The sequence below is a fragment of the Cellulomonas sp. Root485 genome (assembly GCF_001426705.1).
Classification (GTDB): Bacteria; Actinomycetota; Actinomycetes; order Actinomycetales; family Cellulomonadaceae; genus Cellulomonas.
The window spans coordinates 1,056,851-1,083,041 of sequence record NZ_LMFC01000001.1 but is presented as its reverse complement, the minus strand read 5'-3'; the positions used below and the strand labels follow the sequence as shown (position 1 = coordinate 1,083,041).

Genomic DNA, 26,191 nt, shown 5'->3' with positions numbered 1-26,191 from the left:
CCGCACCCGGGCGGGCGCACGCAAGACCTGCACGGATGATGGTGTCGCGCGGTCGCGCGGCCCACTGTCGCGGACGTCACGTGGACGTTCCTGGTACTCGGTGTGACTTTCGGGCCCGTGGGGTCAGAGAATGGGTCGACTACCCGCACCCGTCGTCGCCGCCCACACCGGCGCGCGCGCTGGGGTCGGGCCAGATGCGCCGCCGATGCCGACCGGGCTCGTGCGCGCGGACGAGAGGCAAGGAGCGCTGGTGGCTTCGATCGACGAGACAGGACCGCTCATCGGTGGCCTGCTCAGCCAGGTGCCGGACATCGATCCGGACGAGACCGGCGAGTGGGTGGAGTCCCTCGACGGGCTCATCGACGAGAAGGGCGGCCCTCGCGCGCGCTATGTGCTGCTGAGCATGCTGCGGCACGCGCGACAGCGGAACGTGGCCATCCCGGCCTCGCTCAACACGCCCTACGTCAACACCATCGCGGTGCACGACGAGCCCTACTTCCCGGGGGACGAGGCGCTGGAGCGCCGCTACCGCTCGTGGATCCGCTGGAACGCCGCGGTGATGGTCACACGGGCGCAGCGACCCGGCATCGGCGTCGGCGGGCACATCTCCTCGTACGCGTCGGTCGCGACGCTCACCGAGGTGGGCCTCAACCACTTCTTCCGTGGCAAGGACCACCCGGGCGGCGGTGACCAGGTCTACTTCCAGGGCCACGCCTCCCCCGGCGTCTACGCCCGCGCCTACCTCGAGGGCCGGCTCTCGGCCCACCAGCTGGACGGGTTCCGCCAGGAGCTGTCCCACCCGGGCGGCGGCCTGCCGTCCTACCCGCACCCGCGCCTCGCACCGGACCTGTGGGAGTTCCCGACGGTCTCGATGGGCCTCGGCCCGGCGTCCGCCATCTACCAGGCGTGGACCAACCGCTACCTGCACCTGCGGGGCATCAAGGACACCAGCCAGCAGGACGTCTGGGCGTTCCTCGGCGACGGTGAGATGGACGAGCCCGAGTCGCGCGGCATGCTCCAGCTGGCCGGCCAGCAGGGTCTGGACAACCTGACGTTCGTCGTCAACTGCAACCTGCAGCGGCTCGACGGCCCCGTCCGCGGCAACGGCAAGATCATCCAGGAGCTCGAGGCGCAGTTCCGCGGCGCCGGCTGGAACGTCATCAAGGTGATCTGGGGCCGCGAGTGGGACGCGCTGCTCAACGCCGACAAGGACCGCGCGCTCGTCAACCTGATGAACACGACGCCCGACGGCGACTTCCAGACGTACCGCGCCGAGAGCGGCGCGTTCATCCGCGAGCACTTCTTCGGCCGCGACCCGCGGACCAAGCAGCTCGTCGAGAAGATGTCCGACGACGAGATCTGGGCGCTCAAGCGCGGCGGGCACGACTACCGCAAGATCTACGCCGCCTACAAGGCCGCCCGCGAGCACACGGGGCAGCCGACGGTCATCCTGGCCCACACCATCAAGGGCTACGGCCTGGGGTCCGGGTTCGCGGGCCGCAACGCCACGCACCAGATGAAGAAGCTCAAGTCCGACGACCTCAAGACGCTGCGCGACTCGCTGCACATCCCGATCACGGACGAGCAGATCGACGAGAACCCGTACGTCCCGCCGTACTTCCACCCGGGGGCCGACGACGAGGGCATCCAGTACCTGCTCGAGCGTCGCCGCCAGCTGGGCGGCTTCGTGCCGGAGCGCCGCACGACGCACAAGCCGCTCGTGCTGCCCGAGGACAAGGTCTACGAGGGTCTGGCCAAGGGTTCGGGGCACCAGGAGGTCGCCACGACCATGGCCCTCGTGCGCCTGTTCAAGGACCTGGTGCGGGACAAGGAGTTCGGCCACCGCCTGGTGCCGATCATCCCCGACGAGGCCCGCACCTTCGGTCTGGACTCGATCTTCCCGAGCGCCAAGATCTTCAACACGAACGGCCAGAACTACATGGCCGTGGACCGCGAGCTCATGCTCTCCTACAAGGAGTCCGAGACCGGCCAGATCATGCACACGGGCATCAACGAGGCCGGTTCCGCCTCGGCGTTCCAGGCCGTCGGCACGTCCTACGCGACGCACGGCGAGCCCCTGATCCCGTTCTACTTCTACTACTCGATGTTCGGGTTCCAGCGCACGGGCGACCAGTTCTGGGCCGCCGGTGACCAGATGGCCCGCGGGTTCCTCATCGGCGCCACCGCCGGCCGCACCACCCTGACGGGTGAGGGTCTGCAGCACGCCGACGGCCACTCGCCGCTGCTGGCCGGCACCATGTCCCACGTCGTCCACTACGACCCGGCCTACGGGTACGAGATCCGGCACATCGTCAAGGACGGCATCGAGCGGATGTACGGCGAGGGTCACGACCGTGACCGCGACGTCATCTACTACCTGACCGTCTACAACGAGCCGATGCAGCAGCCGGCCGAGCCTGAGGGCGTCGACGTCGAGGGCATCCTGCGCGGCATCCACCTGGTCGCGCCGGCCGAGGGTGACGGGCCGCGCGCCCAGATCCTGGCGTCGGGCGTCGCGGTGCCGTGGGCGCTCGAGGCCAAGAAGCTCCTGGCCGAGGACTGGGGCGTCCAGGCCGCGGTGTGGTCGGTGACCAGCTGGAACGAGCTGCGTCGCGACGGCCTGGCCGCGGACCAGCACGCCTACCTGCACCCCGGTGAGGAGGAGCGGGTGCCGTACCTGACGGCCAAGCTCCAGGGCGCCGAGGGTCCGTTCGTCGCGACGACGGACTTCGACCACCTCGTCGCCGACCAGGTGCGCGCGTGGGTCCCGGGGACGTACGCCACGCTCGGCGCCGACGGCTTCGGCTTCTCGGACACCCGCGCCGCGGCCCGTCGCCACTTCAAGATCGACGGACCGTCGACCGTGGTGCGCGTGCTCCAGCAGCTCGCCCGCTCCGGCGCGGTGGCCCCCGAGGCCCCGGCGCAGGCGATCGAGCGCTACCGGCTGTACGACGTCACCGCCGGCACGTCCGGCAACACGGGCGGCGACAGCTGACCTGAGGGAAGACGCAACGAAGGCCCGGCCTCTTCGGAGGCCGGGCCTTCGTGCTGTCGTCGTACGGGAGGTCAGGTGCCGGGGATCGACTGCTCGGCGTGCGCGACGTCGCGGGCCAGCTCGCCCTTGAGGTCGGCGACCGCCCGCGGGTTCGGGTACAGGTCCAGGGCGGCGATGTGCTGCTTGGCCTCCAGCGGACGACCGGCCTCGATGGACGCCAGCACCAGCTGGCGGGCGACCTCGGGGTCGTGCTCGCGAGGCCGCCAGTGGCCGACCCCGAGCCCGAGCGCGTCCACCGGGAGCCCGGCCTCGCGCAGGAGGGCGAGCGCCTCGACGAGCGCCTTGCCCGACGGGTCGCGCTCGGCGGCCGTGGTCAGCCGGCGCAGCGTGCCCTCGTGGTCGTCGTGCACGGACAGGCGCGCCACCTCGATGAGTGCGTACCAGGCCCGCGGGTTGCCGGCGAGCTCCTCGCCGAGCGCCCAGACGGCAAGGTCGGCGGCGCGCTGCCGCTCGGTGTCGGTGGTCTCCGCGGAGAGCGGGTCGTGGTCGGGGCTGGCCTCGGCGGCTCGGCGACGGACGATCTCCGCGAGGGCCACGAAGGCCCTCTCGTTGTTCGGGTCGTCGCTGAGCATGGAGCGCAGCGCGTCCTCGTGGAGCGTGTCGCCGCGCCGCGCAGCCTTGGTCGGACGGCGCGCGCCGACCCGCGAGGCCGAGGACGGCCGTCGCATGAGCTGACGCAGACGGGGCAGAAGAGCCATGACGAGACCCTATCCGCTGGGGGCGGACCACACCCTTTTGACGACGTACCTCACAATCCGGTCCCGCCGCCGCGCCGGGCGTGCCCGACCCGGTTTTGTCGACTTCCCACAAGGCCGGACCCTATGCTCGGCGCATGTCCAGCACCCTGCGCGGGAAGGGCTCCGCCCCCGACGTCGCGCCCGATCGGCCCGACCCGGCGGACCCGTCGCCGTCGGCGGGCCGACCCCGCCGCTCAGCGCCCGCACGCCTGCGCGCGCCTGTGCTCGAGGCGCGCGGCGGCCCGGAGACCCAGCGGCGGGTGCGCGACAGCGCCGGTCTGCTGGCCGCCGCGGCCATGCGCCGGCTCGACGAGGACCTCGAGTGGTACCGCGCACTGCCCGCCGAGGACCGCTCGTGGGTGGGCCTCGTGGCCCAGGCGGGCATCACGGCGTTCGTCACCTGGTTCGCGGAGCCCACCCGCCCGCCGCACGGGGTCGGTGACATCTTCGCCGCCGCCCCGCCCGAGCTGACGCGCTCCATCTCGCTGCAGCACACCCTTCAGCTGGTCCGCGTCGTCGTCGACGTGGTCGAGACCCACAGCGACCGCCTGGCCGCCCCGGGCGACGAGCGGGAGGTCCGTGAGGCGGTGCTGCGCTACTCGCGGGAGGTCGCGTTCTCCGCGGCGGAGGTCTACGCCCGCGCCGCCGAGGTCCGCGGGGCCTGGGACGCGCGCCTCGAGGCCCTCGTGGTCGACGCCCTCGTGCGCGGTGACGTCGACGACGCCCTGCGCTCACGGATCGCCGCGCTGGGCTGGAGCGGACGGGGATCCACGCTGGTCATGGTCGGGACGACGACGTCCGCGCTCGACGACGTCCGCGCCGCCGAGCTCCGTCGCGCGACCCGCCGCGCCGCCGACGACGCCCTCGTCGGCATCCAGGGCGACCGCCTCGTGGTGTTCCTGGGCGGCGAGGGCGACCTGGCGGCGGCCGCCGTGACACTGCTCCCCCGGTTCGGTCCCGGACCCGTGGTCATCGGACCGGTGGTCGGCGACCTCACCGACTCGGCGCGGTCCGCGCGCGCCGCGCTGTCCGGGCTGGTCGCCGCCCCCGCGTGGGAGCAGGCCCCCCGCCCGGTGCAGGCCGACGAGCTCCTGCCCGAGCGTGTGCTCATCGGGGACGTCACCGCGCGACGCACGCTCGTCGCGCAGGCGTACGCACCGCTGGCGGCCAGCCAGGGGTCCCTGCTCGAGACCCTGTCGGCCTACCTCGGCACCGGTCGCTCGCTCGAGGCGGCCGCCCGCACGCTCTACGTGCACCCCAACACGGTCCGCTACCGCCTGCGCAGGGTGGCCGACGTGACGGGCTGGGACCCCCTGGACGCCCGCGAGTCTTACGTGCTGCAGACCGCGCTGGCACTCGGGCGGCTCGACGCCGTGGAGCCTGCTCCCACGGTCGGCGCCCGCTGACCCATGCACGTCGACGCGCCCGACGCGTTGTAGGAGTCGCACAAGGGCGCCCGACAAGGTTGGTGCACGCCGTGAGCCGGGTCGGCCCGCTGCGCCAGGCAGAGTGGTCGGGTGCTCGTCGTCGTCTGCCCCGGTCAGGGCGCCCAGTCCCCCGGCATGCTCGCCCCGTGGCTCGAGCTGCCCTCCGTCGCCGAGTCGATCGCGCGGGCCTCCCGCACGACCGGCCTCGATCTCGTCGCCCACGGCACCACGTCGGACGCCGACACCATCCGGGACACCGCCGTCGCGCAGCCGCTGCTCGTCGCGTCCGCGCTGGCCAGCCTGCGGGCCGTCCTCGATCTCGGCCCGGACGACGCCCTCGACATCGCCGCACAGCGCGTGGTCGGCGCCACCGCGGGGCACTCCGTCGGCGAGCTCGCCGCGGCGGCGATCGCGGGCGTCCTCACCGACGACGAGGCGCTGCGTCTCGTGGCGGTGCGCGGTGCCGCGATGGCTCGCGCCGCGGCGACGACCCCGACCGGCATGTGCGCGGTGCTCGGCGGAGACCCCGACGAGGTGCTCGCCGCCCTCGCCGAGCACGGCCTAGTCCCCGCGAACGTGAACGGCGGTGGCCAGGTGGTCGCCGCGGGCACGCTCGACGCCCTCGCCGCGTTCGCCGCCGCTCCCCCTGCCCGCGCCCGCGTCGTCGCGCTGCAGGTGGCGGGTGCGTTCCACACCGAGCACATGGCGCCGGCCGTCGCCGAGCTGCGCGCCGCCGCCGAGGACGTCACCCCGGGCGAGCCGATGGTCCCGCTGCTGACCAACTCCGACGGCACCGTCACCGCGTCCGGCGCCCGGGCGCTCGAACTGATCGTCGCGCAGGTCGCCAACCCTGTCCGCTGGGACCTGTGCCAGTCCACGCTGCAGGCGCTCGGCGTCACCGGGATGCTCGAGGTGGCCCCAGGAGGGGTGCTCACCGGCCTGGCCCGGCGTACGCTGCCCGGGGTCGAGACGGTCGCCGTCAAGACCCCCGCCGACCTGGACGCCGCGCGCGACCTCGTCCGTCGGCACACCGGAGCCCCCGAGAGCCACCAGGAGAAGTCGTCGTGACCCGTCCCACTCTCACGCAGGCCACCGGCCCGGCCCACACCCGGATCCTGGGCGTCGGAGGCGTCCGCGGCGAGCGGGTCGTCCCCAACGACGAGCTGGTCGGCCCCATCGACTCCTCGGACGAGTGGATCCGTCAGCGGACCGGCATCGTGACGCGTCGCCGCGCCGAGGCGGGCACGGACGTGCTCGACCTCGCCGAGGGTGCCGCGCGGGCCGCGCTCGAGCACGCCGGTCTCACGGGGGCGGACATCGACGCGGTGATCCTGTCGACGGTCACCTACTTCCACCAGACGCCCGCGGGTGCGGCCATCATCGCCGACCGCATCGGCGCCACCCCGGCGGCCGCGTTCGACATCTCCGCGGCGTGCGCCGGGTACTGCTACGGCATCGGGCAGGCCGACGCGCTGGTCCGTGCAGGTACCGCCCGCAACGTGCTGGTCATCGGCGCCGAGAAGATGAGCGAGCTGGTCGACCCGACCGACCGGTCGATCTCGTTCCTGCTGGGCGACGGCGCCGGAGCGGTCGTGATCGGCCCGTCCGACACCCCCGGCATCGGCCCGACCATCTGGGGCTCGGACGGCAGCCAGGCCCAGGCCATCCGCCAGACGCACTCGTGGCTCGCCACCCGCGACGAGGGCCTCGGCTGGCCCACGCTGCGCCAGGAGGGTCAGAGCGTCTACAAGTGGGCCGTCTGGCAGATGGCCCCGGTGGCGCAGAAGGCGATGGACGCCGCCGGTGTGACCGCCGACGAGATCGAGGCGTTCATCCCGCACCAGGCGAACATGCGGATCATCGACCAGATGATCAAGACCCTCAAGCTCCCCGACTCGGTCGTCGTCGCCCGTGACATCGCCGAGACCGGCAACACGTCCGCCGCGTCGATCCCGCTGGCGACCGAGCGGCTGCTGCGCGAGGGTCAGGTGAGCAGCGGTGCGCTGGCCCTGCAGATCGGCTTCGGCGCCGGTCTGGTCTACGCGGCGCAGGTCGTCGTCCTGCCCTGAAACCCCTGAGGTACGACCCCCGGTTGTACCGTTCGTCCGACCCCACACCGCAGGAACAGACACGAGGAGAAAACCGATGGCGTACAGCGAGCAGGAGATCCTGGCCGGGCTGGCCGAGATCGTCAGCGAGGAGACCGGTCTGCCCACGGACTCCGTCCTGCCCGAGAAGTCCTTCACCGACGACCTCGACATCGACTCGCTGTCGATGATGACGATCGTCACGCTCGCCGAGGAGAAGTTCGACGTGCGCATCCCCGACGACGAGGTCAAGAACCTCGCCACCGTCGGTGACGCCGTCACGTTCATCACGGGCGCGCAGGCCTGATCCTGCGCGACCTGGTTGGTCCCGGGCCTGCGTGCCCGGGACCGACCACCCTCTCGACCGCAGATCTGGAGCACCGATGAGCCACGTACCCGACGTCGTCGTCACCGGACTGGGAGCCACCACGCCTCTCGGCGGTGACGTCCCCAGCACCTGGGCCGCCGCACTGAACGGCGAGTCCGGCGCGCGGCGCTTCGACAACGACTGGGTCGAGAAGTTCAGCCTGCCCGTCGAGTTCGCGGCCACCATCAAGGTCGACCCCTCCGAGGCCCTGACGCGGCCCGAGATGAAGAAGATGGACCCGTCCGCGCAGTACGCGGTCATCGCCGCCCGCGAGGCCTGGGCCGACGCCGGCTCGCCCGAGGTGGACAACGACCGGCTGGGCTCCGTCGTGTCTTCCGGCATCGGCGGCATCCGCACGATCCTGGACGCCTGGGAGGGCCTGCTCGCGAGCGGCAACGCACGCCGGGTGCTGCCCATGACGGTGCCGATGCTCATGCCCAACTCCCCGACGGCCTACGTGTCTCTCGAGTTCGGCGCTCGCGCCGGAGCCCACGCGGTCGTGTCCGCCTGTGCCTCGGGCGCCGAGGCCATCGGCTACGGCGTCGACATGATCCGCAGCGGCCGCGCCGACATCGTCATCGCCGGCGGCACCGAGGCGTCGATCCACCCGATGAACGTGGCCGCCTTCGCCGCGTCGCGCACGCTCTCGCTGCGCAACGGCGACCCCGAGGGCGCCTCGCGCCCCTACGACGTCGACCGCGACGGCTTCGTGATGGGCGACGGCGCCGGTGTGGTCGTGCTGGAGAGCGCCGAGCACGCTGCCGCTCGAGGCGCCCGCGTGTACGCACGCATCGCCGGTGTCGGCCTCTCCGCCGACGGGTACCACATGACCTCTCCCGAGCCGTCCGGCGAGGGCCAGATCCGCGCGATGCGCGCCGCGCTCGAGGAGTCCGGGATCGCCCGCATCGACGTGGTGCACGTCAACGCCCACGCGACGTCGACGGTGGTGGGTGACCTCATCGAGGCTCGCTCGATCCGCGGCCTGCTGGGCGACGAGGCCGACCACGTGGCCCTCTCCGCCACCAAGTCGATGACCGGCCACCTGCTCGGCGGCGCCGGTGCGCTGGAGACGATCTTCGCCATCCTCGCGCTGCGCGACCGGCAGGCTCCGCCCACCATCAACGTCGAGAACCCCGACCCCGAGCTGGTCCTCGACCTGGTCCGCGACAAGCCCCGCACCCTGCGCGACGGCGACATCGCTGCGATCAACAACTCGTTCGGCTTCGGCGGCCACAACGTCGCCCTCGTCGTCGCCTCGGTCTGACCGCACGGCCGGGCTCAGGTCCGTCGTCGTCCCGACCGATGCCGTGACATGACCAAGACACCTGGCGGCCCCGCCCGCCCGAGCCCGCTGGTGGCGCTGGCGGGGCTGGCGGCGCTGCTCGCGCTGATGGCGGCGGGACTGGTCCTCGCGGTCGACGGGGTTGCCGACGTCCCCTCCGGGCTCGTCTCCGGAGCCCTGGTCGTCGCGGCGGTCGGGCTCGGCGCGGTCGTGGTGCTGAGCTGGCGGGCGTCGCGACGGTCGGGTGTCGGGGTGTTCCGCTCCATCGGCCGGGCGATCAGAGCCGCAGGTCGCCTGATCGCCGACCTGTTCTGACGCGCGCCTCGCTCAGTAACCGGTGAACGCGTCCGTGCGGATGCGGCGGACGCCCGAGCGGCGCAGGACGCGACGCGAGTGGTCGACCATGCCCGGTCCCCCGGAGACGTAGGCGACACGTCGGCCGGCGTCGGGCACCGTCGCGTGCAGGATCGTCCCGTCGATCGTCGGGCCGGTGGCGAACACCCACGACTCCGGCATCGCGGGCGGCAACTCCGGGCTCACGACGACCACGCGGGCCCCGGAGTCGAGGAGCACCTCGGCGTACGGCGCCTCGTCGCCCGGAGGGAGCAGCAGGACCACGACGACGTCACGCTGGTCTCCGGACCGGGCGAGGTCGGCCAGCTGGCTCACGAACGGGGTGATGCCGATGCCGCCCGCGACCAGCAGCAGCGGGACGGCTGGGTCCTTGGGGAGGACGAAGTCGCCGCCGACGCCGGTCGCGCGCACGAGACCACCCTCGGGAAGCGCGCTGAGCGCCTGCTTGAACGAGCTGAGGGTCTCGGTCACCCGGAACGCGACCGCGACCCCGTCCGCATGGTCGGGTGGCGTGGCCAGCGAGAACACACGGCGTGACCCGCGGGCGTCTGCGCTGGTGTGCGGGACGTGGAGCTCGATCCACTGCCCGGGCCGGAACCGCACGGCGGACTCGGACGCGAACGCGACCTCGCGGATGCCCGGGGTGACCATCCGCTGGGCGCGCACCCGCAGGTGGACGGCACGGCGCTGGCCCACCAGGAACGCCAGGACGTTGCCGACGACGAGCGCGAGCTCCGGTGAGGCGTACAGGACGCCGAGGCTGAAGGGTACGACCGTCAGCGCGCCCACCAGGGCGGCCTCGGACAGCTGCTGCCACCGGCGCGGCGGCAGGGTGAGCGGCTCGGTGAGCATGAAGCCGGCCGCGAAGACGAGCGGGTAGGACTGCAGGGCGGTCAGGAGGGCGTCGAGGGGCGCGGCTCCGGCGGCGACGAGCCGCGGCAGGAGCACGGCGAGCGCGGCGGCGAGGTAGGTGGCCACGAGCGCGAGCCGACGGGTACGCAGGACGACCGTCAGCGCGGCCAGGGCGACGACGGGCAGCAGCGCGGGGGTCGCCACCCACCAGGTGGCCCCGAAGCCTCCGAAGGCCGGCGCCAGCAGGCCCGCCGCGAGGGCGCCCGCGGCGGCGGGGTTGAGCACGTGCCTCGCGCGGACCGCCACCACGAACTTGGAGAGTGCCGCGAGGGCGGCCCCCAGCGCGACGACGCCCAGCCCGGCGGTTGTGGTCTCCGGCCAGAACAGCAGCGCCAGGATCAGGCCGGTGATGACGGCGGACTCCGTGTGCACGCGGGTGCGCCAGAGGGCGCCGCACGCGCGACTGGCCAGCACGCTGACCCCCACCGCGACAGCCGTGCTGAGCGCGACAGCGACGGGGTCCTGCTGCACCGGTCCGAGGACGGAGAGCACCAGGGCCGCCAGGAGCACGCCGGCGAGCGCCAGCGTGACCAGCCGGTACATCGTCACCCGGCCGAGAACCTTGTCGACGGCGCTCATCCGAACAGCTCCCCAGGCAGGCCGAGCGAGTAGCGGACGCGACCGTCCGCGTGCACGCGCACGTAGGTGTGGTCGAACGCCGCCTCCAGCCGGTCGGGGTCCCCGAAGAAGTGCGCGGTGCTCAGCCCGTCGGCGACCATCGCGGTGTCCGCGACCACCCAGGTGGCGACGACGTCCTGCGTCGGCCGCCCGGTGCGCGCGTCGAGGACGTGGTGCAGCCCGTCGCCCCACGCCCGGCGGTCGACGGCCGACCCGCACAGCGCGGCACCGTCGAGCTCCACGACGCCGAGAGCACGCGTCGGGTCGCCGGGCTGCTGGAGGGCAACCCGGAAGGCAGCCCCGCCGTGGTGCACCAGGTCCCCGCCTGCGTCGACGACGTACTCCTCGATCCCGCAGTCCCGCAGCTCGGCTGCGACGAGGTCCACCAGCTGACCCTTGCCCGCAGCGCCGACGTCGAGCAGGACGGGCTCGCGGACGACGAGGGTGCACCCGTCGCGCTCGAGCACGTCGTCCCACGCCGGAGCCGGCTCGGGCTCCCCTGCCGGTCGCAACGAGTAGCCGGCGTCGTACCCGAGCCGGACCAGGCTGCGCGCGACCAGCGGGGAGACGGCGCCGTCGGTGCACCGACCGAGCGTCGCGTACAGGTCGAGCAGCGGGCCGGCCTCCGCGGGCAGGCGGTACGTTCCCGGTTCGCGAGACATCCGGGCGACCACGGAGTCGTCGCGGAACCGCGACCAGACGGCGTCGTACGCCGCTATCCGGGACCGGACGCGGGCGAGCGTGACGACGTCCAGCGGCCCGTCGACGTGGATCGACCACCGGGTCCCGATCGCATCGAACGAGACCTCAGGCGTGCGCATCCGCGGCGATCTCCACGAGCGCCGCGTTGAACCCGTCGGGGGTCAGCGACGAGCCGGAGACGGTGTCGACCGTGAGCCCTTCGATCGGCTTTCCCATGACGACGTCGGCCACTCCTGAGGCGAACTGGGTCTGGAACTTCTGCGACGCGGGGTTGGTCGCCTCCGGGGTGACCTCGACGCCCATCACCATGCCGTCCTCGAGGGTGATGGAGACACCAACCGTCTCCGGTCCGGCCGGCGACTCGTACGAGCCGGTCGCGGTGTAGGTCCCGTCGGCGTACTCCGGCTCAGCAGGTGCTGCGGAGGTATCGGCGACGGCCTCGTCCGCGGTGTCCTGGCTCGCGGCTCCGCTGCTGCAGGAGGCGAGCGCAGCGACTGCGGATACCCCCGAGACGAGCGCGATCGTGGTCCGGTGTGGCGTCTTCATGCGTGGTGTCCCCTCATCGTGTCCCCCTGGCCCCGACCTGCACGGCCGCAGCGGCAACAGGTCAGGACGCTAGGGTCCACGGCTGGACGCACGCTGTGAACGTCCAGCGGGTGAGCGAACCGATTAGGCGTACGGGTCAGCCGACGCGGTGCAGCCAGCGGACCGGGGCCCCTGCTCCGGCGTACCGGAAGGGTTCGAGCTCGTCGTCCCAGGCCTGCCCGAGAGCGAGGTCGAGCTCGCTCCGCAGCCGGACGGGGTCGGCGCTGTGCTCCAGGGCGGCGCGGATGCGGTCCTCGGGCACGACGATGTTGCCGTGCACGTCGGTGGCGGCGTGGAAGATCCCGAGCTCGGGCGTGTGGCTCCAGCGGGAGCCGTCGACGCCGTGACTGGCTTCCTCGGTGATCTCGTAGCGCAGGTGAGCCCAGCCCCGGAGCGCCGACGCCAGGCGCGCACCGGTGCCCTGGGCGCCCTGCCACGAGTGCTCAGCACGGTAGAACCCCGGACCGGCCGGCTGCGCCGTCCAGTCGAACGTGGTGCGTGAACCCAGCACGTTGCCTGCCGCCCACTCCACGTGGGGGCACAGCGCGCGCGGTGCAGAGTGCACGAAAAGTACACCGCGGGTGATCGCACCAGCCATGTCGTCCTCCTGAACGGGCTCGAGGTTCGCCTTCCCCAACGACCTCAGTCACGTTCCCAGGAGCACGCATGCCGGACAGAGAGCTTCGCGGCGTGCTGGGGACAGCATGCCGGACGTTCCTCCAGCACGCCAGCGATCTACAGCGTGTCGCGGATGGCGCGCATGGCTTTCTTGCGCACGGACCGCTCCAGGCGGTCGAGGTAGAGCATGCCGTCGAGGTGGTCCACCTCGTGCTGGAGGCAGCGGGCCATGAGCTCGACGCCCTCGACGACGACCTCCTTGCCGTCCAGGTCCGTGCCGACGACCCGCGCGTACCAGGACCGGTGGGTCGGGTACCAGAGGCCGGGAACCGACAGGCAGCCCTCGTCGCCGTCCTGGTACTCGTCCTCGGACAGCTCGACGATCACGGGGTTGAGCACGTAGCCGACCTCGTCGTCGATGTTCCAGGAGAACGCCCGCAGGCTGACACCGATCTGGTTCGCGGCCAGGCCGGCGCGCCCCTCGGTGTCGACGGTCTCCAGAAGGTCGTCGACGAGACCGCGCACGCGGTCGTCGATCGTCGTGATCGGGTCGCAGGGGGTGCGCAGGACGGGGTCCCCGACGGTCCGGATCTCTCGCATGGCCATGCGGACGATCCTCGCACGGCGTGCCCGCCGGCGAGGCGGGGACGGGACCCCGCGCCCCGTCCCGACGGCCCAGTGTGAGCAGGACGACAGCCCCGGCAGGTGCACCGGACCCGCTCCAGGCGTACTTTGTACTGACCAGTCAGTTTAAGGAGACGTCGTGACCGCACCCGCCGTGACCGCGCTCGCCCTGCAGCTGCACGGCGAGCGGGGACCCGTCTTCGGGCCGGTCGACCTCGAGATCGCCGCCGGGACCCTCACCCTGGTCCAGGGACCGCAGGGCGCCGGGCGGACCAGCCTGCTGCTCACCCTCGCGGGTCGGATGGTGCCGGACCCGGCGTCCGACCTCGTCGTCCTGGGCCACCGGCTGCCGGCGCAGCGGACGCTCACGCAGCGCCAGGTCGCGCTGGCCGGCTTCACGGGCATCGACGAGCTCGACGACTCGGTGACGGTCGGCGACCACGTACGCGAGCGCCTCGCCTGGCTCGCACCCTGGTACCGGCGGGCACCCCGCGCCGACCAGGCGGTCGTCGACCGCGTGCTCGCTCCGGTCTTCGGCGACCTGCCGCTCCCCAGCGTCGACACGGTCGTCTGGCATCTGGACGAGGTCGAGGCGCTCCTGCTGCGGATCGCGCTGGCGATGGCGCAGCGACCCCGGCTGCTCGTCGTCGACGACGTGGACCAGGTGCACGACCGCGCCCGACGCCGCACCGTCTGGGACCGGCTCGACGCACTCGCCGGGAACGCCGGGACCGACCTCACGGTCGTCGCCTCGTGCGCCGACCCCGACGAGGCCGTCGGCACCCGCTGGACCGTCCTGCCCGTCTCCGCCCCCACCCTCTGAAGGTTCGTCATGCTCTCGCTCACCTCCGGCACCGAGCTGCGCCGGTTCGGCCGCGGACGCCTCCCCCGGCTCGCCGTCGCCGCGATGCTGCTGGTCCCGCTCCTGTACGGCGCCTTGTACCTCTGGGCGTTCTGGGACCCGACCGGGCACCTGGACGCGATGCCCGTCGCCCTGGTGAACGCCGACGCCGGCGCCGACCGCGACGGCACCCCGGTCACCGCGGGCCAGGACCTCACCGACGAGCTGACCGACGGCGCCGCGCTCGACTGGGTGGTCACCGACGCCGCCGACGCAGCCGAGGGCGTGCGCGACGGCGACTACTACTTCGCGGTGACGATCCCCGCCGACTTCTCCGCCGCGCTCGTGTCGGCGGGCGGCGACGAGCCGACCGCCGCGCAGATCGACGTGACCTACAACGACGCCAACTCCTTCATCGGCACCACCCTCGGCCGCTCTGCCATGGACCACGTCCGTGAGGGTGTCGCGGCGACCGCCGGCGAGCAGGCCGTGGACCAGGTGCTGGTCGGGCTCGGGTCGGCGCGCGACGGCATGCTGCAGGCCGCCGACGGCGCGGTGTCCCTGCGCGACGCGTCCGAGCAGCTCGGGGACGGCGCCGACCAGGTGGCCGACGGCGCGACCGACGCCCGGGACGGCGCCGCTCAGCTCGCCGCCGGGGCGGCGACGCTCGATGACGGGGTCCGAGCGGTGGCGGGCGGAGCGGACCGGCTGTCGTCGGGAACCGCGCAGCTGTCGGACGGCGCGCACACCGCAGCGGATGCGAGCAGCTCCCTGGCCACGGGCACGCAGGCCGTCGCCGACGGGGTGCACGCCGCGACCCAGCAGGTCGACGCCCTGGCAGGAGAGCTGCCCGCACTCACCGACGGTCTGTCGCAGGTCGGTGCGTACCTCACCGCTCGCGCGACCGCGGGCGACCCGGACGCTGCGGCGCTCCTGGCGGGGCTGGGCGGCGCGGACCTGCCCGACGCAGCGGCGATCTCTGCCATGACGGACCAGCTCCACGCGCTCGACGCCGGCTCCGCGCAGGCCGCCGCGGGCGCGCAGACGCTTCGTACCGGGCTCGCCACGCTCGCCGACTCCTCGGCCACGGCGGCCTCCGGCGCGTCGGCCCTCGCCTCGGGCGCCGGCGAGGCTGCCGCCGGTGCCGACACCCTCGCCGCGGGTTCGGCGTCGCTGGCGACCGGCACCGCGACGCTCGCCGACGGAGCCGCCCAGGTGGCCGACGGCACCGGCCGGCTCGGCGGCGGCGCCCAGCAGCTCGCCGACGGGCTGACCGACGGCGCGTCGCAGATCCCGGACGACACCGCCGCCCAGCGCACCGCGCGTGCCGACGCCCTGGCCACCCCGGTGGCGATCGACGACGACGACGTCGCCCCCGCAGCGAGCCTCGGCGAAGGGTTCGCCCCTCTGTTCATCCCGCTGGCGCTCTTCGTCGGGGGTCTGATCACGTGGCTGCTCCTGCGCCCGCTGCCCACCCGCGCGCTCGCGACACCCGCGTCCGGGTGGCGGGTCACGCTCGCCGGCTACCTCCCGTCGCTCGTCATCGGTGCAGGTCAGGTGCTGCTCCTGGTCGGCGTCGTGGGGTTCGGGCTGGGCCTGAGCATCGGGCACCCGGTGGGGACCGTCGCGTTCCTGCTCCTCGTCACGGCGACGTTCCTGGCCGTGCAGCAGATGCTCCTGTCGGTGCTCGGCTCCGCGGCGGGCAAGGTCGCCGCGATCGCGCTGCTCATGATGCAGATCACGTCGGCGAGCGGCACCTACCCCGTCGAGACCACGCCCGCCTTCTTCCAGGCGATCCACCACGTGCTGCCCATGACCTACGCCGTCGGCGGCCTGCGCAGCCTGATCACGGGCACGCCGGACGCGCGGCTGTGGACCGCCGTCGCCTACCTGGTGGGTGTCTCGGTGGCGTCGCTGGCGGTGACCGCGTGGAAGGCGGGGCGCCTGCGGACCTGGACCGTGGCGCGTCTGCACCCCGCGCTGAGCATCTGAGAGGCTGACGGCCATGCGTACGACCGCCACGCGGGACCACATCGTCGAGGCCGCGCTCTCGCTGGTCGCCGACCGCGGGTTCACGGCCACGTCCGTCGACGACATCGCGTCGGCGGCCGGGGTGGCCAAAGGCAGCGTGTTCTACAACTTCGGGTCGAAGTCGGGCCTGTTCGAGGCGATCATCACCGAGGGCGTCGCCCGGCTCACCGCGGCGCTGCGCGCAGCCTCGGACGGCCTGCACGGCCGCGACGCGCTCGAGGCGCTGGTCAGCGAGCTGCTCACCCAGATCCGTGCGCACCCCGACTTCGCGAAGCTCATGGTCGCCGAGACGTTCCGGACCGGCCGCAGCTGGCAGGACTCCATCCGGCTCGTGCGCGAGGAGTCGATGGGCACGTTCGCCGTCGTCGTCGCCGAGACCTGGCCGGACCGCGATGCGTCCCTGACAGCTGCCGCCCTGTTCGGCGCAGCCCTCCTGGCGGGGCTCGAGTGGCTGGTCTTCCAGCCCGAGCGCACCCTGGAGGACGTGAGGGCAGCCGTACTCGCCACCGTGCACTGAGCCGACCGGGAGCCGCCGCGATGCCCACCGACCCACCGAACGGCGTGCACTCCGAGGTCGGTCGCCTACGCCGGGTGCTCGTCTGCGAGCCCGGGCTGGCGCACCGGCGGCTCACCCCGACCAACGCCTCCGACCTCCTGTTCGACGACGTGCTCTGGGTCGAGAACGCGATCCGTGACCACCGCGCGTTCGTCGCGGAGCTGCGGGCGCGCGGCGTCGAGGTGCTGGAGCTGCACGACGTACTGGCCGAGACGATGGCGGTCCCGGGCGCGCGCGACTGGCTGCTGGACCGCAAGATCGTGCCCGACGACGTCGGCCTGGAGCTTCTCGACGACACCCGCGAGTTCCTCGAGCGGCTCGAACCCCGCCGGCTCGCCGAGTTCCTCATCGGCGGCCTGGCGACCGTCGACATCACCGGCGGGTTCGACGACGACCACTTCGCACTCGCCGAGTACTCGCCCGACGCCCGCGAGTACGTCATGCCCCCGCTGCCCAACACCCTGTACACGCGCGACACCACCTGCTGGCTGTACGGAGGCGTCACTCTCAACCCGCTGTACTTCCCGGCACGGCACGACGAGACGCTGCTCATGAAGGCCGTCTACCGGTTCCACCCGGCGTTCGTCGACTCCACCGTGTGGTGGGGCGACCCGGAGCAGCACTGGGGCCGCTCGACCATCGAGGGCGGCGACGTCATGCCCGTCGGCAACGGAACCGTGCTCGTCGGGATGAGCGAACGGACCTCACGGCAGGGCATCACCCAGCTGGCGGCGGCGCTGTTCGCCCAGGGGGCCGCCGAGCAGGTCGTCGTCGCCGGGATGCCCCGGCTGCGTTCGGCGATGCACCTCGACACGGTGTTCACGTTCGCGGACCGCGACGTGGTGACCCTCTACCCGAAGATCGTCGACGCCATCCACTCGTTCACCCTGCGCCCGGCCGACGGTGGTCGTGTGCACCTGACCGACGAGGGCTCGGCCCGGTTCGTGGATGTCGTCGCCGGCGCGCTCGGGCTGCCCGGGTTGCGGGCGATCGAGACCGGTGGGGACGTGTACGCGTCCGAGCGCCAGCAGTGGGACAGCGGCAACAACGCGGTCGCCGTCGAGCCGGGCGTCGTGTTCACGTACGACCGCAACACGACCACGAACTCCCTGCTGCGGGCCGCCGGCATCGAGGTGCTGGAGATCCGCGGGGCGGAGCTGGGCCGCGGGCGCGGCGGTGGCCACTGCATGACCTGCCCGATCAGCCGCGACGCCGTCTGAAGAATGCAGAAAGCCCCCCGTGCTCAATGAGCGCGGAGGGCTTTCTTCGATGCTGTGGAGAGTGAGCTCACTCCGCCGTGCGCTGCGTGGGAACGCCGGTGAGGAGCGAACGCACCTCGGACTCGTGGAAACGGCGGTGGCCGCCGAGGGTGCGGACGGCGGAGAGCTTGCCGGCCTGGGCCCAGCGGGTGACCGTCTTCGGGTCGACGCGGAACAGAACGGCGACCTCGCCCGGCGTGAGCAGGGCACCCTGCGAGAGGGGGGCGTCCGTGGTGGTAACAGCCATGATGAATCTCCTGTCGTTCGGTAGCTCGGCTGGCCCTGTAGGCCCCGTGGCTTTGCGTCCCCGCCTTGCAGCGGGTTTGCCGTTGTCGCTGACAAAAGGAACTATGCCCGAAACTGGACGTCTGTGCAACAACCTCCGCCGCACGATTCGCGCGCAAACGGGTGATTTAGATACGGCCATATCGGGCACGGACGAACGAGTACACACCGTATGCAACGAACCCCAAAGCGACGATGACCAGCAGGATGACCCCTGCGGGCTGTGCGCGCAGGGTGTGCAGGGCCCCGTCCAGACCCGTCGACTTCGACGGATCGGCGGTGACCGCGGCGGTGACGAAGAGCACACCGACGATGCCGAGCGCCACGCCCTTGGCCACATAGCCGAGCATCCCGAGCCGCGTGACGACGGGCCCCGCCGTCCCGGACGGCAGCCGCTGGAGGTCCTCCAGGAACTTCTTCTTCCACCCCTTGTAGACGTGGTAGATGCCGACGCCGATGATCGCGAGACCGACCGCGCCGACGAGCACCCGACCGAACGGGGCCCCCATCAGCTTCGCGGTCATGTCCGCCGTCTGCGTCGACGCGTCGGAGCCACCACCGCGCGCGAAGCTGAGGGCCGCGAAGGCGAGCGCGACGTAGACGGCCGCCCGCCCGACGGCCTTGGCGCGCTCCCCCGTGTCGTTCGAGCCGAAGCTCCCGTGGATCGCCTTCGCCACCTGCCACGCGCCGAGCGCGAGGAACGCGACCACCGAGAACCACAGGACCAGTGCGCCGAACGGGGTGCTGGAGATCGTGCTCAGCGCACCGGACTGGTCTGCCTGCTCCCCGCCGTTCCCGAAGGCCACCCGCAGGGCCAGCACACCGATCAGGATGTGCAGCACACCGCTGACCGCGTACCCCGCCCGCGCCGCCAGCTCCCAGGACCGTTGGGCGTTCGCCGTGCCACTCGTCGTCACCGTCGTCATCTCCTCGCGTCGACCCCCGGCGCTGATCGTGACAGGAGAGGGGCGCTCCGGCGACCGGAGCGCTCGGGAGGTGGTGGGGCAGGTGGGGCTTGAACCCACGACCGACGGATTATGAGTCCGCTGCTCTGACCGGCTGAGCTACTGCCCCGAGGCACCGCACACCCTACCGAGGCACTCCGGGTGGCGTCCGGCCACACCGGCAGGCCACTGCTCGAGCGCGCGGTCGACCGTCGACCTCGGCCGGGACTGCGCCGTTCGGGGGGCAGAAGGCGGGCGTAACGGTCACCCGTTCGGAGGAGACCTTCAGGCTCAGGTACCGTCGCGCGGCACTTTCCTGTCCGAGCACCATGCTCGTTGCCTCGGCGGCCTCGCCCGACGGTTCACGGAGTGCACGTCCGAGCACTCAGGAGAGTCGTGCGCCGCCCTCACGCACCCGTCATCATCGCCGCCACCGCGTTCGTCGCCCTGGTCGGGGCCGGCGTCGGCCCCGCGGGTGCTGCGACACCGGCACCCCAGCCTTCGGAGACAGCCGCGCCGGGCTCTGACCGGTACGGGCTCGACGAGGTCGAGCTGCCTGCGCCGAGCGACCACGACTACTCCACCGACCACGTGCTGGTGCGCTTCGCGGACCGGACGAGTCCGTCGGACCGGCGATCGGCGATCGAGAGCGCGGGCGCGTCCGGGCAGTCCACGATCGCGGGTACCGGGTTCCTCGCGGTCGAGGTCGAGGGCGCCGACCCGTCGACGGTCGTCGCCCAGCTCGAGGCCGACCCCGCGATCGCGGACGTCCAGCTCGACCCGATCCGCCGGGCGAGCGGGCCGGCCTACCCGGTGAGGGACTACAGCCGCGAGCCGTACCTCGACCTCATGCGACTCGCGCGAGCCTGGGACGAGAGCACCGGGGCGGGCGCCACGATCGCGATCCTCGACACGGGAGTCACCGCGAACAGCGAGTTCGATGGTCGCCTTCTCGCCGGCACCGACCTCGTGGACGGCGACACGGACGTGATCGACTCCGTCGGCCACGGCACCGTCGTCGCGGGGGTGGCGGCCGCCGCCGACGACTTCCGCGGTTCCGTCGGTGCAGCCCCCGGCGCCTCCGTCCTCCCGGTCCGGATCCTCGATACCGACGGAGAGGCGCCGGACTCTCGTGTGGTCGCGGGCATCACCTGGGCCGTCGCCCACGGCGCCGACGTGATCAACCTGTCCCTGGGCGGCCCCGCGCCCTCGCCGATGCTGCGGGACGCGATCGCTGCGGCCGTCTCCGCCGGCGTCGTCGTCGTGGCCGCGGCGGGCGACGAGGGGACGGACGCACCTCAGTACCCCGCGGCGTACGCGCCGGAGATCGACGGTCTGCTCTCCGTGTCCGCGACCGACGACTTCGGGGCGCTCACCGACTTCTCCAGCTGGGGCGACTCCGTCTCGCTGGCGGCACCCGGGTTCATGATCGTCGGGCCGCGCGGCTACTACACCTGGGAGGCCGGTTCCGGGACGTCGTTCGCGGCACCCTCCGTCAGCGGCACCGCCGCACTCGTCGCGGCCCAGGACCCACGTCTGACGCCCGCCCAGATCGAGGACCGGCTGACGACGACCGCGCGCGACGCCGGGCCGAAGGGACTCGATCCCTACTACGGCGCCGGCATCGTGGACGCCGCGTCAGCCGTCACGGCGGCTCTGCCGTCCCGGGCCGCGGTCGCGGTCGCGGTCGACCGCGCACCCGCCGATCCTGGGCCTGACGACGACACCTCCTCGAACGCGCAGCCGCTGCCCGTCGACGGCGCAGAGGCGACGCTCAGCCCGGAGGGTGATGTCGACTGGTACACGTTCACCGCGCCGGAACGAGGCTGGTACCGGTTCACGGCGGAGGCCGAGGAGGCCGACCACAGCTCCTACGTCGCCACCTCCCTCGCCCCCCTCATCGAGGTCCGGGACGCCGACGGCAACGTGCTGCCCACTTACGACCCGTCGGTGTATCCGCCCGCGGCGCGGGTCGTCGTCGCCGCGCAGCACGCCGGTGCCGAGCTCGTCGTGGGCGTGTCCAACGCCAACGGCTCAGCAGCCGTCGAGCACTACGAGCTCCGAGCAACCGCTGACCCAGGCGCTCTCTTCGAGTCCACCACCATGAGCGTGTCTCCCAACCCCGGAGCGCTCGCAGTGGGCGACGTCGACGGCGACGAGGTCCCCGACGCAGTCACCATCGCCGACGCCGGCTACATCAGAGACGTTCCCGTCCTGCTGGTGCTGCGCGGCCTCGGAGACGGGCACCTGGCGGCACCCGAACAGCTCGCCGTCCCGGGGGGAGTCGCGAGGGCGGGCAACGTGCAGCTGGCCGACCTGGACGGCGACGTCGACGCCGATCTGCTTGCCCCGAGCACGCAGGGGTACGAGGTGTTCCTGCAGAGCGACGGCCGGCTCGTCCACGCCCTGACGATCCCGACCCAGGGGGCGGGGACGATCGGCCGCGCGCACGATGTCGACGGGGACGCCGACATCGATCTGGTGCTCGACGAACCGGGAACCGCGCGCATGCTCGTCATGCTCAACGATGGCACCGGTACGTTCGCTGCGGGTCCGCCCGTGCCTCGCACCCTCGGCGACTTCGCCGTCGGTGACCTGACCGGCGACGGGCTCGCCGACGTCGCCGCCTACGACGAGCTGATCGTCCAGCAGCCCGGTGGCACCTGGGCGGAATCGTTGACCCTGTCCTGGCTGGTGAGCGGGGGGCCGATCGCGATCGGTGACGTCACGGGCGACGGTCTGGCCGACCTGGTGCGGAGCTCGCACTTCGATGTCGTCGTCGAGCCCCAGCTCGCTGGCGGTGGCTTCGGGAGCCCGCAGAAGTACCGGTTCAGCAACGACGAGCTCGTGATCGCGGACATCGACGCGGACGGCCGACTGGACGTTGTGGCACGCGACGCCGGCGCGAGCAAGCTTGGGGTGCTCTTCCAGCAGGCAGACGGCTCGCTGGGTACGCCGGTCGAGTCGTGGTGGTCCGGCTGGCCCAGCTACGGGACCGACAATCTGCAGATCGCCGACCTCGACAGTGACGGTGACCTCGACGTCGCCGCAACGGGTTGGAACAGCATCGCGACGCTGCGCCAGAACCGACTCGACGCACCCCCGCTCAGCACCGCCTGGGTGAACGGGATCACGCCGACGGCACACACCGCCGGTGTCGACACCCGCCCGACCGTGCAGATCGCGTTCGACCGCGACCTCGACCCCGCGTCGATGACGCCCACCTCCGTGCGGCTGATCGACGCGGTGAGCACGCTCGACGCCCCGGCGACGCGCACCTACGACGCTGCGACGAGGACGGTCAGCGTCGTGCCCTCAGCCCCTCTCACCGCCGGATCGCACTACGCGGTCACCCTCTCCGGCGTGCGGGACACGTCGGGCGCGTCGATGACCGGAGCCGCCCGCACGTGGTTCACCGTCGCAGCCGGAGCGGACCGCTACACCCCGATCGATCCCGTGCGCGTGCTCGACACCCGGTACGGGACCGGGCTCGAGTGGCCGGGCCCGGCGGAGTCGGGTGAGCAGCTCGAGCTGGACCTGTCCTACCTGCCGGCCGACACGACGGCGGTCGTGCTGAACGTCACCGCCGCTAGCCCGTCGTCGTTCGGCAACGTCCGGGTGTTCCCGTCAGGCACCGGCACGATCCCCCGCGTGTCGAACCTCAACGTCGTCCCGGGCGTCGACCAGCCCAACCTCGTCACCGTCGCGGTCGGGCCCGAGCTGTCCGTGACGCTCCTCGCCGAAGCGACCGCGACCGACCTGATCGCGGACCTGGCGGGCTACTACTCGCCCGGCGGCGCGACCGCGTTCGAACCCGTGGCGCCCGTGCGCGTGATGGACACGCGCGACGGGACGGGCGCGCCACGGGGCGCGCTCGGCGGCGGGCAGTGGGTGGATCTGCAGGTCACCGGCTCGCACGGTGTCCCCTCCGACGCCGCGGCAGTGGTTCTCAACGTGACGGGCACCCAGGTCACCGGTGCAACGCACGTCCGGGTGTACCCAGCGCCCGGCGCCGGTGAGGATCAGATCCCGCCGGACGTCTCGAACCTCAACCTGACCCCGGGTCGCGACCAACCCAACCTCGTGACCGTGAAGGTGGGCGACGGTGGCCGGATCCGGTTCTTCACGCCGGTGGCGTCGACGTTCCTCATCGCAGACCTGGCCGGCTACTACACCTCGACCGCCGATCACGGGTTCGTCGCGATTGCACCCATCCGACTCGCCGACACCCGCACCGGGCTGGGCATCGGGTCCACCCTCACCAAGGGGTCGACGTCGACGCTCGCCGTCGGCGGGACCGCCGGTGTGCCGGCCGACGCGGTCGCGGCGGTGCTCAACGTGACAGGCGTGCACCCGCGCGGGATCACCCACGTGCGCACGTTCCCCACGACCGTCCCCGCGACCGTTCCCGACATCTCGACCATCAATCTCGTGCCGGGCCGCGACGAGGCGAACCTCGCGGTGGTCAAGCTGGGCGCCGCGGGCAAGGTCGGCTTCTTCCCTGCGACTGCCGACGTCGATCTCGTCGTGGACGTCGGCGGCTACTTCCGTCGGTAGGGCCGACCGTGGCTCGCGGGTACCGTGAGGCGGTGGCCCTGTTCTCCCGTCGTCGACTCCCCACGACCGACCGCTCCCGGCTCGACCTGCGGCCCGGCGACGCCGTGCTGGTCAGCACCGAGCTGTCCGACGGCCGGTGGGCCGTCGCGTCCCGGCGCGCACTGCACCTCGTACCCCCTGACGGTCCCGTCGTCCGGCACCCCTGGTCCGACGTCGACCACGGCTCCCTGGACCCGGCGACGCGCACGATGACGCTGCGCTGGGTGTGGGGAGAGTCGGAGCGGCTGACCTTCGCCGAGGTGCCGGGGTCGTTCGCGTTCTCCCAGACGTTCCGCGAGCGGGTGCAGCAGTCCGTCGTGCATGCGGTGGCCGTCACCCTCCCCCGCGGCCAGCGTGCGCGCGTCGTCCTGCGCCGCGACGAGGCCGGGACGATGTTCACGCAGGTCCTCGGGGACGCGTCGATCGACCTGTCCGACCCGGCCGTCGCGGCTGTCCTGGACGCCGCCGAGGACGAGGTGCGCGACGCCGTCGGCCTCCCCCGATGACGACCCGCTGAGCTGTCCGGGGCACCCTCCGACGGCTGCTAGAGTTTCTTCCCGCACGATCCCTCGTAGCTCAATTGGCAGAGCATCCGACTGTTAATCGGACGGTTACTGGTTCGAGTCCAGTCGAGGGAGCCAGAGTCACCGCAGGTCGGGCCCCCTTTCGAGGGGGCCTTCGTGCTGTCCGGCCAGAGCCGTGTGCGCTGGCTCCTGCCGAGCTGTCGGGACTGCGCGGGCCGCGGCACCCGGCCGGAGAACCACGAGGCTCTCAGCCGTTCGGGCTGCCCTTGCCGCCGCCGCCGTTCGTGCTCCCCTCGCCCTTGTTGCTGTTCACCGCGTCGGTGTCGTCGTCCTGGGGCAACGGAGCGGCTGCGGACGGCAGGACCGGGAGGGCAGCGGGCGGGTCGGGAACAGGCTTGGGTGCGCTGGTCTCCGCCGGCGACGGAGCCACCGGGAGCGCGACGACTGGGTCCGTGGGTGTCGGAGCCACCGGGAGCGCGACGGCTGGGTCCGGCGTCGACCTCGCCACGACGCCGGGCACCGCGGAGGGGGCCGGGTCAGGTCGAGGCGGCGCGGCTACCTCGCCCTGGCCGGTCGGTGCCGACGGGGACGGGTCCGGCGACCCTGCACCGCCCGCCAGGGCGCCGCCGGCTGCGGTCACCGACAGGACGAGGCCGATCGCTCCCGCGCTCTGCAGAGCACCAGCGCTCGTCAGCCGCTGCACGGCGGACGGCAGGTCGGCGGTGAGCGGCACACCGGGTAGCGCCGAGAGCACGCCCAGGGGCCCGGCGACCCGTCGCAGGCTGCCGAGCCCGATCTCGAGGAACGCCCGGACCACCTGCGGGTCGAACTGCTCGCCGGCGCACTGCGCGAGCTCGGCGCGCGCAGCGGCTGCGGGCAGGGGCTTCTTGTACGACCGCGCCGAGGTGATCACGTCGTAGGCGTCGGCGACGGCGACGATGCGGGCGCCTCGACTGATGGCGGTGCCCGCCAGTCCGGCGGGGTAGCCACCGCCGTCCCACCGCTCGTGGTGCTGACCGATCACGTCGAGCCACGGGCCGAGCCACTCCCGCAGGGGCTCGGCGATCTCCATCCCGGCCTCCGGGTGGCCCGCCAGGACGGTCCACTCCGTGGGTGTCGGCTCCCCCGGCTTGCTCAGGACGCCGGCCGGGACGCGCAGCTTGCCGACATCGTGCAGGAGCGCCGCCCAGCTCAGCTTGGCGGCGTCCTCCTCGGACAGTCCCAGCTCGGTGCCGATCAGCGCCGAGTAGGCCTGGACCCGCTCGGAGTGGCCGCGGGTGAGCGGGTCGTGATCGCTGATGGCCGCGACGAGTCGCAGGATCTCGCCGGCGTGCTCGCCGTCCGGAGGCACCGCACGCGCGCTGCCCGGCCGGCCCCCTCGCCCGTGCAGGATGTGCGGCGAGTAGTGGCGCATGGCGACGGCGAGCCGCGACGGAGCGCGGTCGGGGAAGTACGACGTCAGTCGCAGCAACGTCGTCAGCGGCACCAGCTTGCGCACCGACCGGGTGGCCACGACCAGCACGACGGTCGCGCAGACGAGCTCAACCAGCAGCCAGACCCACGGGTTGACGCCGAGACGGTGCGGCGGGAACCAGTGCACCGCGGCGATGCCCAACCCTACGGACAGCAGGACGGGGACGACCGCGATCAGCGTCCGGACCACCGCCGCGAGGATCGGGCGGCCCTTCCAGACGCCGAGACTCACGTCGTCGTAGTTCTGCGTAGGACCGAAGGCCACACCACTGCTTCGACACCGTGCCCCTCCACCTTGATAGAGCGGCCGTGTG

22 protein-coding genes, 2 tRNA genes and 1 riboswitch are annotated in these 26,191 nt (G+C 72.6%); of the genes, 14 read left to right on the top strand and 10 right to left on the bottom strand.

The window, feature by feature from the left end:
• The first annotated feature begins 250 nt into the window (after positions 1-250).
• Positions 251-2,995 (top strand): pyruvate dehydrogenase (acetyl-transferring), homodimeric type, encoded by a 2,745-nt coding sequence (gene aceE, locus ASD16_RS04975; RefSeq protein ID WP_055913607.1) that lies wholly within the window; start codon positions 251-253, stop codon positions 2,993-2,995.
• A 71-nt stretch (positions 2,996-3,066) separates the two neighbouring features.
• Here the strand turns inward: aceE and ASD16_RS04970 are convergent, their stop codons facing one another.
• Positions 3,067-3,753 carry a hypothetical protein gene (locus ASD16_RS04970; RefSeq protein WP_055913604.1) on the bottom strand — a complete coding sequence of 229 codons (687 nt, stop codon included), beginning with the start codon at positions 3,751-3,753 and terminating at the stop codon, positions 3,067-3,069.
• A gap of 134 nt (positions 3,754-3,887) precedes the next feature.
• Here ASD16_RS04970 and ASD16_RS04965 point away from each other — a divergent pair, with 134 nt between their 5' ends.
• From ASD16_RS04965 to ASD16_RS04940, 6 genes are all read left to right on the top strand, one after another.
• Positions 3,888-5,198, top strand: coding sequence for a CdaR family transcriptional regulator (locus ASD16_RS04965; protein WP_082570595.1), 1,311 nt, complete (start codon positions 3,888-3,890; stop codon positions 5,196-5,198).
• Between the two features lie 111 nt (positions 5,199-5,309).
• Positions 5,310-6,287: an ACP S-malonyltransferase gene (locus tag ASD16_RS04960; protein WP_055913601.1), complete on the top strand. Its 978-nt coding sequence runs from the start codon at positions 5,310-5,312 to the stop codon at positions 6,285-6,287.
• Complete coding sequence (locus tag ASD16_RS04955; RefSeq protein ID WP_055913598.1) at positions 6,284-7,288, top strand: beta-ketoacyl-ACP synthase III; 1,005 nt, start codon at positions 6,284-6,286, stop codon at positions 7,286-7,288. The genes ASD16_RS04960 and ASD16_RS04955 overlap by 4 nt, the downstream gene beginning before the upstream one ends.
• Positions 7,289-7,364: 76 nt before the next feature.
• Positions 7,365-7,613: an acyl carrier protein gene (locus ASD16_RS04950; RefSeq protein WP_055913595.1), complete on the top strand. Its 249-nt coding sequence runs from the start codon at positions 7,365-7,367 to the stop codon at positions 7,611-7,613.
• 76 nt (positions 7,614-7,689) lie between these two features.
• On the top strand, positions 7,690-8,937 hold the full coding sequence (locus ASD16_RS04945; protein ID WP_055913592.1) for a beta-ketoacyl synthase: 1,248 nt from the start codon (positions 7,690-7,692) through the stop codon (positions 8,935-8,937).
• Positions 8,938-8,985: 48 nt separating this feature from the next.
• Positions 8,986-9,270 (top strand): hypothetical protein, encoded by a 285-nt coding sequence (locus ASD16_RS04940; RefSeq protein WP_055913589.1) that lies wholly within the window; start codon positions 8,986-8,988, stop codon positions 9,268-9,270.
• A gap of 12 nt (positions 9,271-9,282) precedes the next feature.
• Here the strand turns inward: ASD16_RS04940 and ASD16_RS04935 are convergent, their stop codons facing one another.
• The 5 genes from ASD16_RS04935 to def form a co-directional block, all read right to left on the bottom strand.
• Positions 9,283-10,800, bottom strand: a complete 1,518-nt coding sequence (locus ASD16_RS04935; protein WP_055913586.1) for an FAD-dependent oxidoreductase — start codon at positions 10,798-10,800, stop codon at positions 9,283-9,285.
• Positions 10,797-11,660, bottom strand: a complete 864-nt coding sequence (locus tag ASD16_RS04930; RefSeq protein WP_055913583.1) for an FAD:protein FMN transferase — start codon at positions 11,658-11,660, stop codon at positions 10,797-10,799. The genes ASD16_RS04935 and ASD16_RS04930 overlap by 4 nt, the downstream gene beginning before the upstream one ends.
• Complete coding sequence (locus tag ASD16_RS04925; protein WP_055913580.1) at positions 11,647-12,087, bottom strand: FMN-binding protein; 441 nt, start codon at positions 12,085-12,087, stop codon at positions 11,647-11,649. The genes ASD16_RS04930 and ASD16_RS04925 overlap by 14 nt, the downstream gene beginning before the upstream one ends.
• 136 nt (positions 12,088-12,223) lie before the next feature.
• Positions 12,224-12,724, bottom strand: a complete 501-nt coding sequence (locus tag ASD16_RS04920) for a DUF3145 domain-containing protein (protein WP_055913577.1) — start codon at positions 12,722-12,724, stop codon at positions 12,224-12,226.
• Between the two features lie 137 nt (positions 12,725-12,861).
• Complete coding sequence (gene def, locus ASD16_RS04915; RefSeq protein WP_055913574.1) at positions 12,862-13,350, bottom strand: peptide deformylase; 489 nt, start codon at positions 13,348-13,350, stop codon at positions 12,862-12,864.
• 157 nt (positions 13,351-13,507) lie between these two features.
• Here def and ASD16_RS04910 point away from each other — a divergent pair, with 157 nt between their 5' ends.
• The 4 genes from ASD16_RS04910 to ASD16_RS04895 are packed head-to-tail and all read left to right on the top strand — an operon-like array spanning position 13,508 to position 18,016.
• Complete coding sequence (locus tag ASD16_RS04910; RefSeq protein WP_082570594.1) at positions 13,508-14,191, top strand: ATP-binding cassette domain-containing protein; 684 nt, start codon at positions 13,508-13,510, stop codon at positions 14,189-14,191.
• A gap of 9 nt (positions 14,192-14,200) precedes the next feature.
• Positions 14,201-16,201, top strand: a complete 2,001-nt coding sequence (locus tag ASD16_RS04905) for a YhgE/Pip domain-containing protein (RefSeq protein WP_055913571.1) — start codon at positions 14,201-14,203, stop codon at positions 16,199-16,201.
• A gap of 13 nt (positions 16,202-16,214) precedes the next feature.
• On the top strand, positions 16,215-16,757 hold the full coding sequence (locus ASD16_RS04900) for a TetR/AcrR family transcriptional regulator (protein WP_055913570.1): 543 nt from the start codon (positions 16,215-16,217) through the stop codon (positions 16,755-16,757).
• 20 nt (positions 16,758-16,777) lie between these two features.
• The gene (locus ASD16_RS04895) at positions 16,778-18,016 is read left to right on the top strand and encodes an arginine deiminase (protein WP_055913565.1); all 1,239 of its coding nucleotides are present in this window, start codon (positions 16,778-16,780) and stop codon (positions 18,014-18,016) included.
• 67 nt (positions 18,017-18,083) lie between these two features.
• Here ASD16_RS04895 and ASD16_RS04890 read toward each other — a convergent pair whose 3' ends face one another.
• The 3 genes from ASD16_RS04890 to ASD16_RS04880 form a co-directional block, all read right to left on the bottom strand.
• Positions 18,084-18,302, bottom strand: a complete 219-nt coding sequence (locus ASD16_RS04890; RefSeq protein ID WP_055913562.1) for a BldC family transcriptional regulator — start codon at positions 18,300-18,302, stop codon at positions 18,084-18,086.
• 16 nt (positions 18,303-18,318) lie between these two features.
• Positions 18,319-18,393, bottom strand: a riboswitch (cyclic di-GMP riboswitch).
• Positions 18,394-18,468: 75 nt separating this feature from the next.
• Positions 18,469-19,257: a DUF1206 domain-containing protein gene (locus tag ASD16_RS04885; RefSeq protein WP_162250280.1), complete on the bottom strand. Its 789-nt coding sequence runs from the start codon at positions 19,255-19,257 to the stop codon at positions 18,469-18,471.
• Positions 19,258-19,337: 80 nt separating this feature from the next.
• A tRNA-Ile gene (locus tag ASD16_RS04880) sits at positions 19,338-19,414 on the bottom strand.
• 266 nt (positions 19,415-19,680) lie between these two features.
• Here ASD16_RS04880 and ASD16_RS04875 point away from each other — a divergent pair.
• The 3 genes from ASD16_RS04875 (at position 19,681) to ASD16_RS04865 (ending at position 24,521) form a co-directional block, all read left to right on the top strand.
• Positions 19,681-23,841, top strand: coding sequence for a S8 family serine peptidase (locus ASD16_RS04875; protein WP_055913555.1), 4,161 nt, complete (start codon positions 19,681-19,683; stop codon positions 23,839-23,841).
• Positions 23,842-23,873: 32 nt separating this feature from the next.
• On the top strand, positions 23,874-24,386 hold the full coding sequence (locus tag ASD16_RS04870) for a hypothetical protein (RefSeq protein ID WP_055915720.1): 513 nt from the start codon (positions 23,874-23,876) through the stop codon (positions 24,384-24,386).
• A 59-nt stretch (positions 24,387-24,445) separates the two neighbouring features.
• Positions 24,446-24,521: transfer RNA gene (locus ASD16_RS04865), tRNA-Asn, on the top strand.
• 130 nt (positions 24,522-24,651) lie between these two features.
• Here the strand turns inward: ASD16_RS04865 and ASD16_RS04860 are convergent.
• Positions 24,652-26,142 carry an HD-GYP domain-containing protein gene (locus ASD16_RS04860; protein WP_055913553.1) on the bottom strand — a complete coding sequence of 497 codons (1,491 nt, stop codon included), beginning with the start codon at positions 26,140-26,142 and terminating at the stop codon, positions 24,652-24,654.
• Between the last annotated feature and the right edge of the window lie 49 nt (positions 26,143-26,191).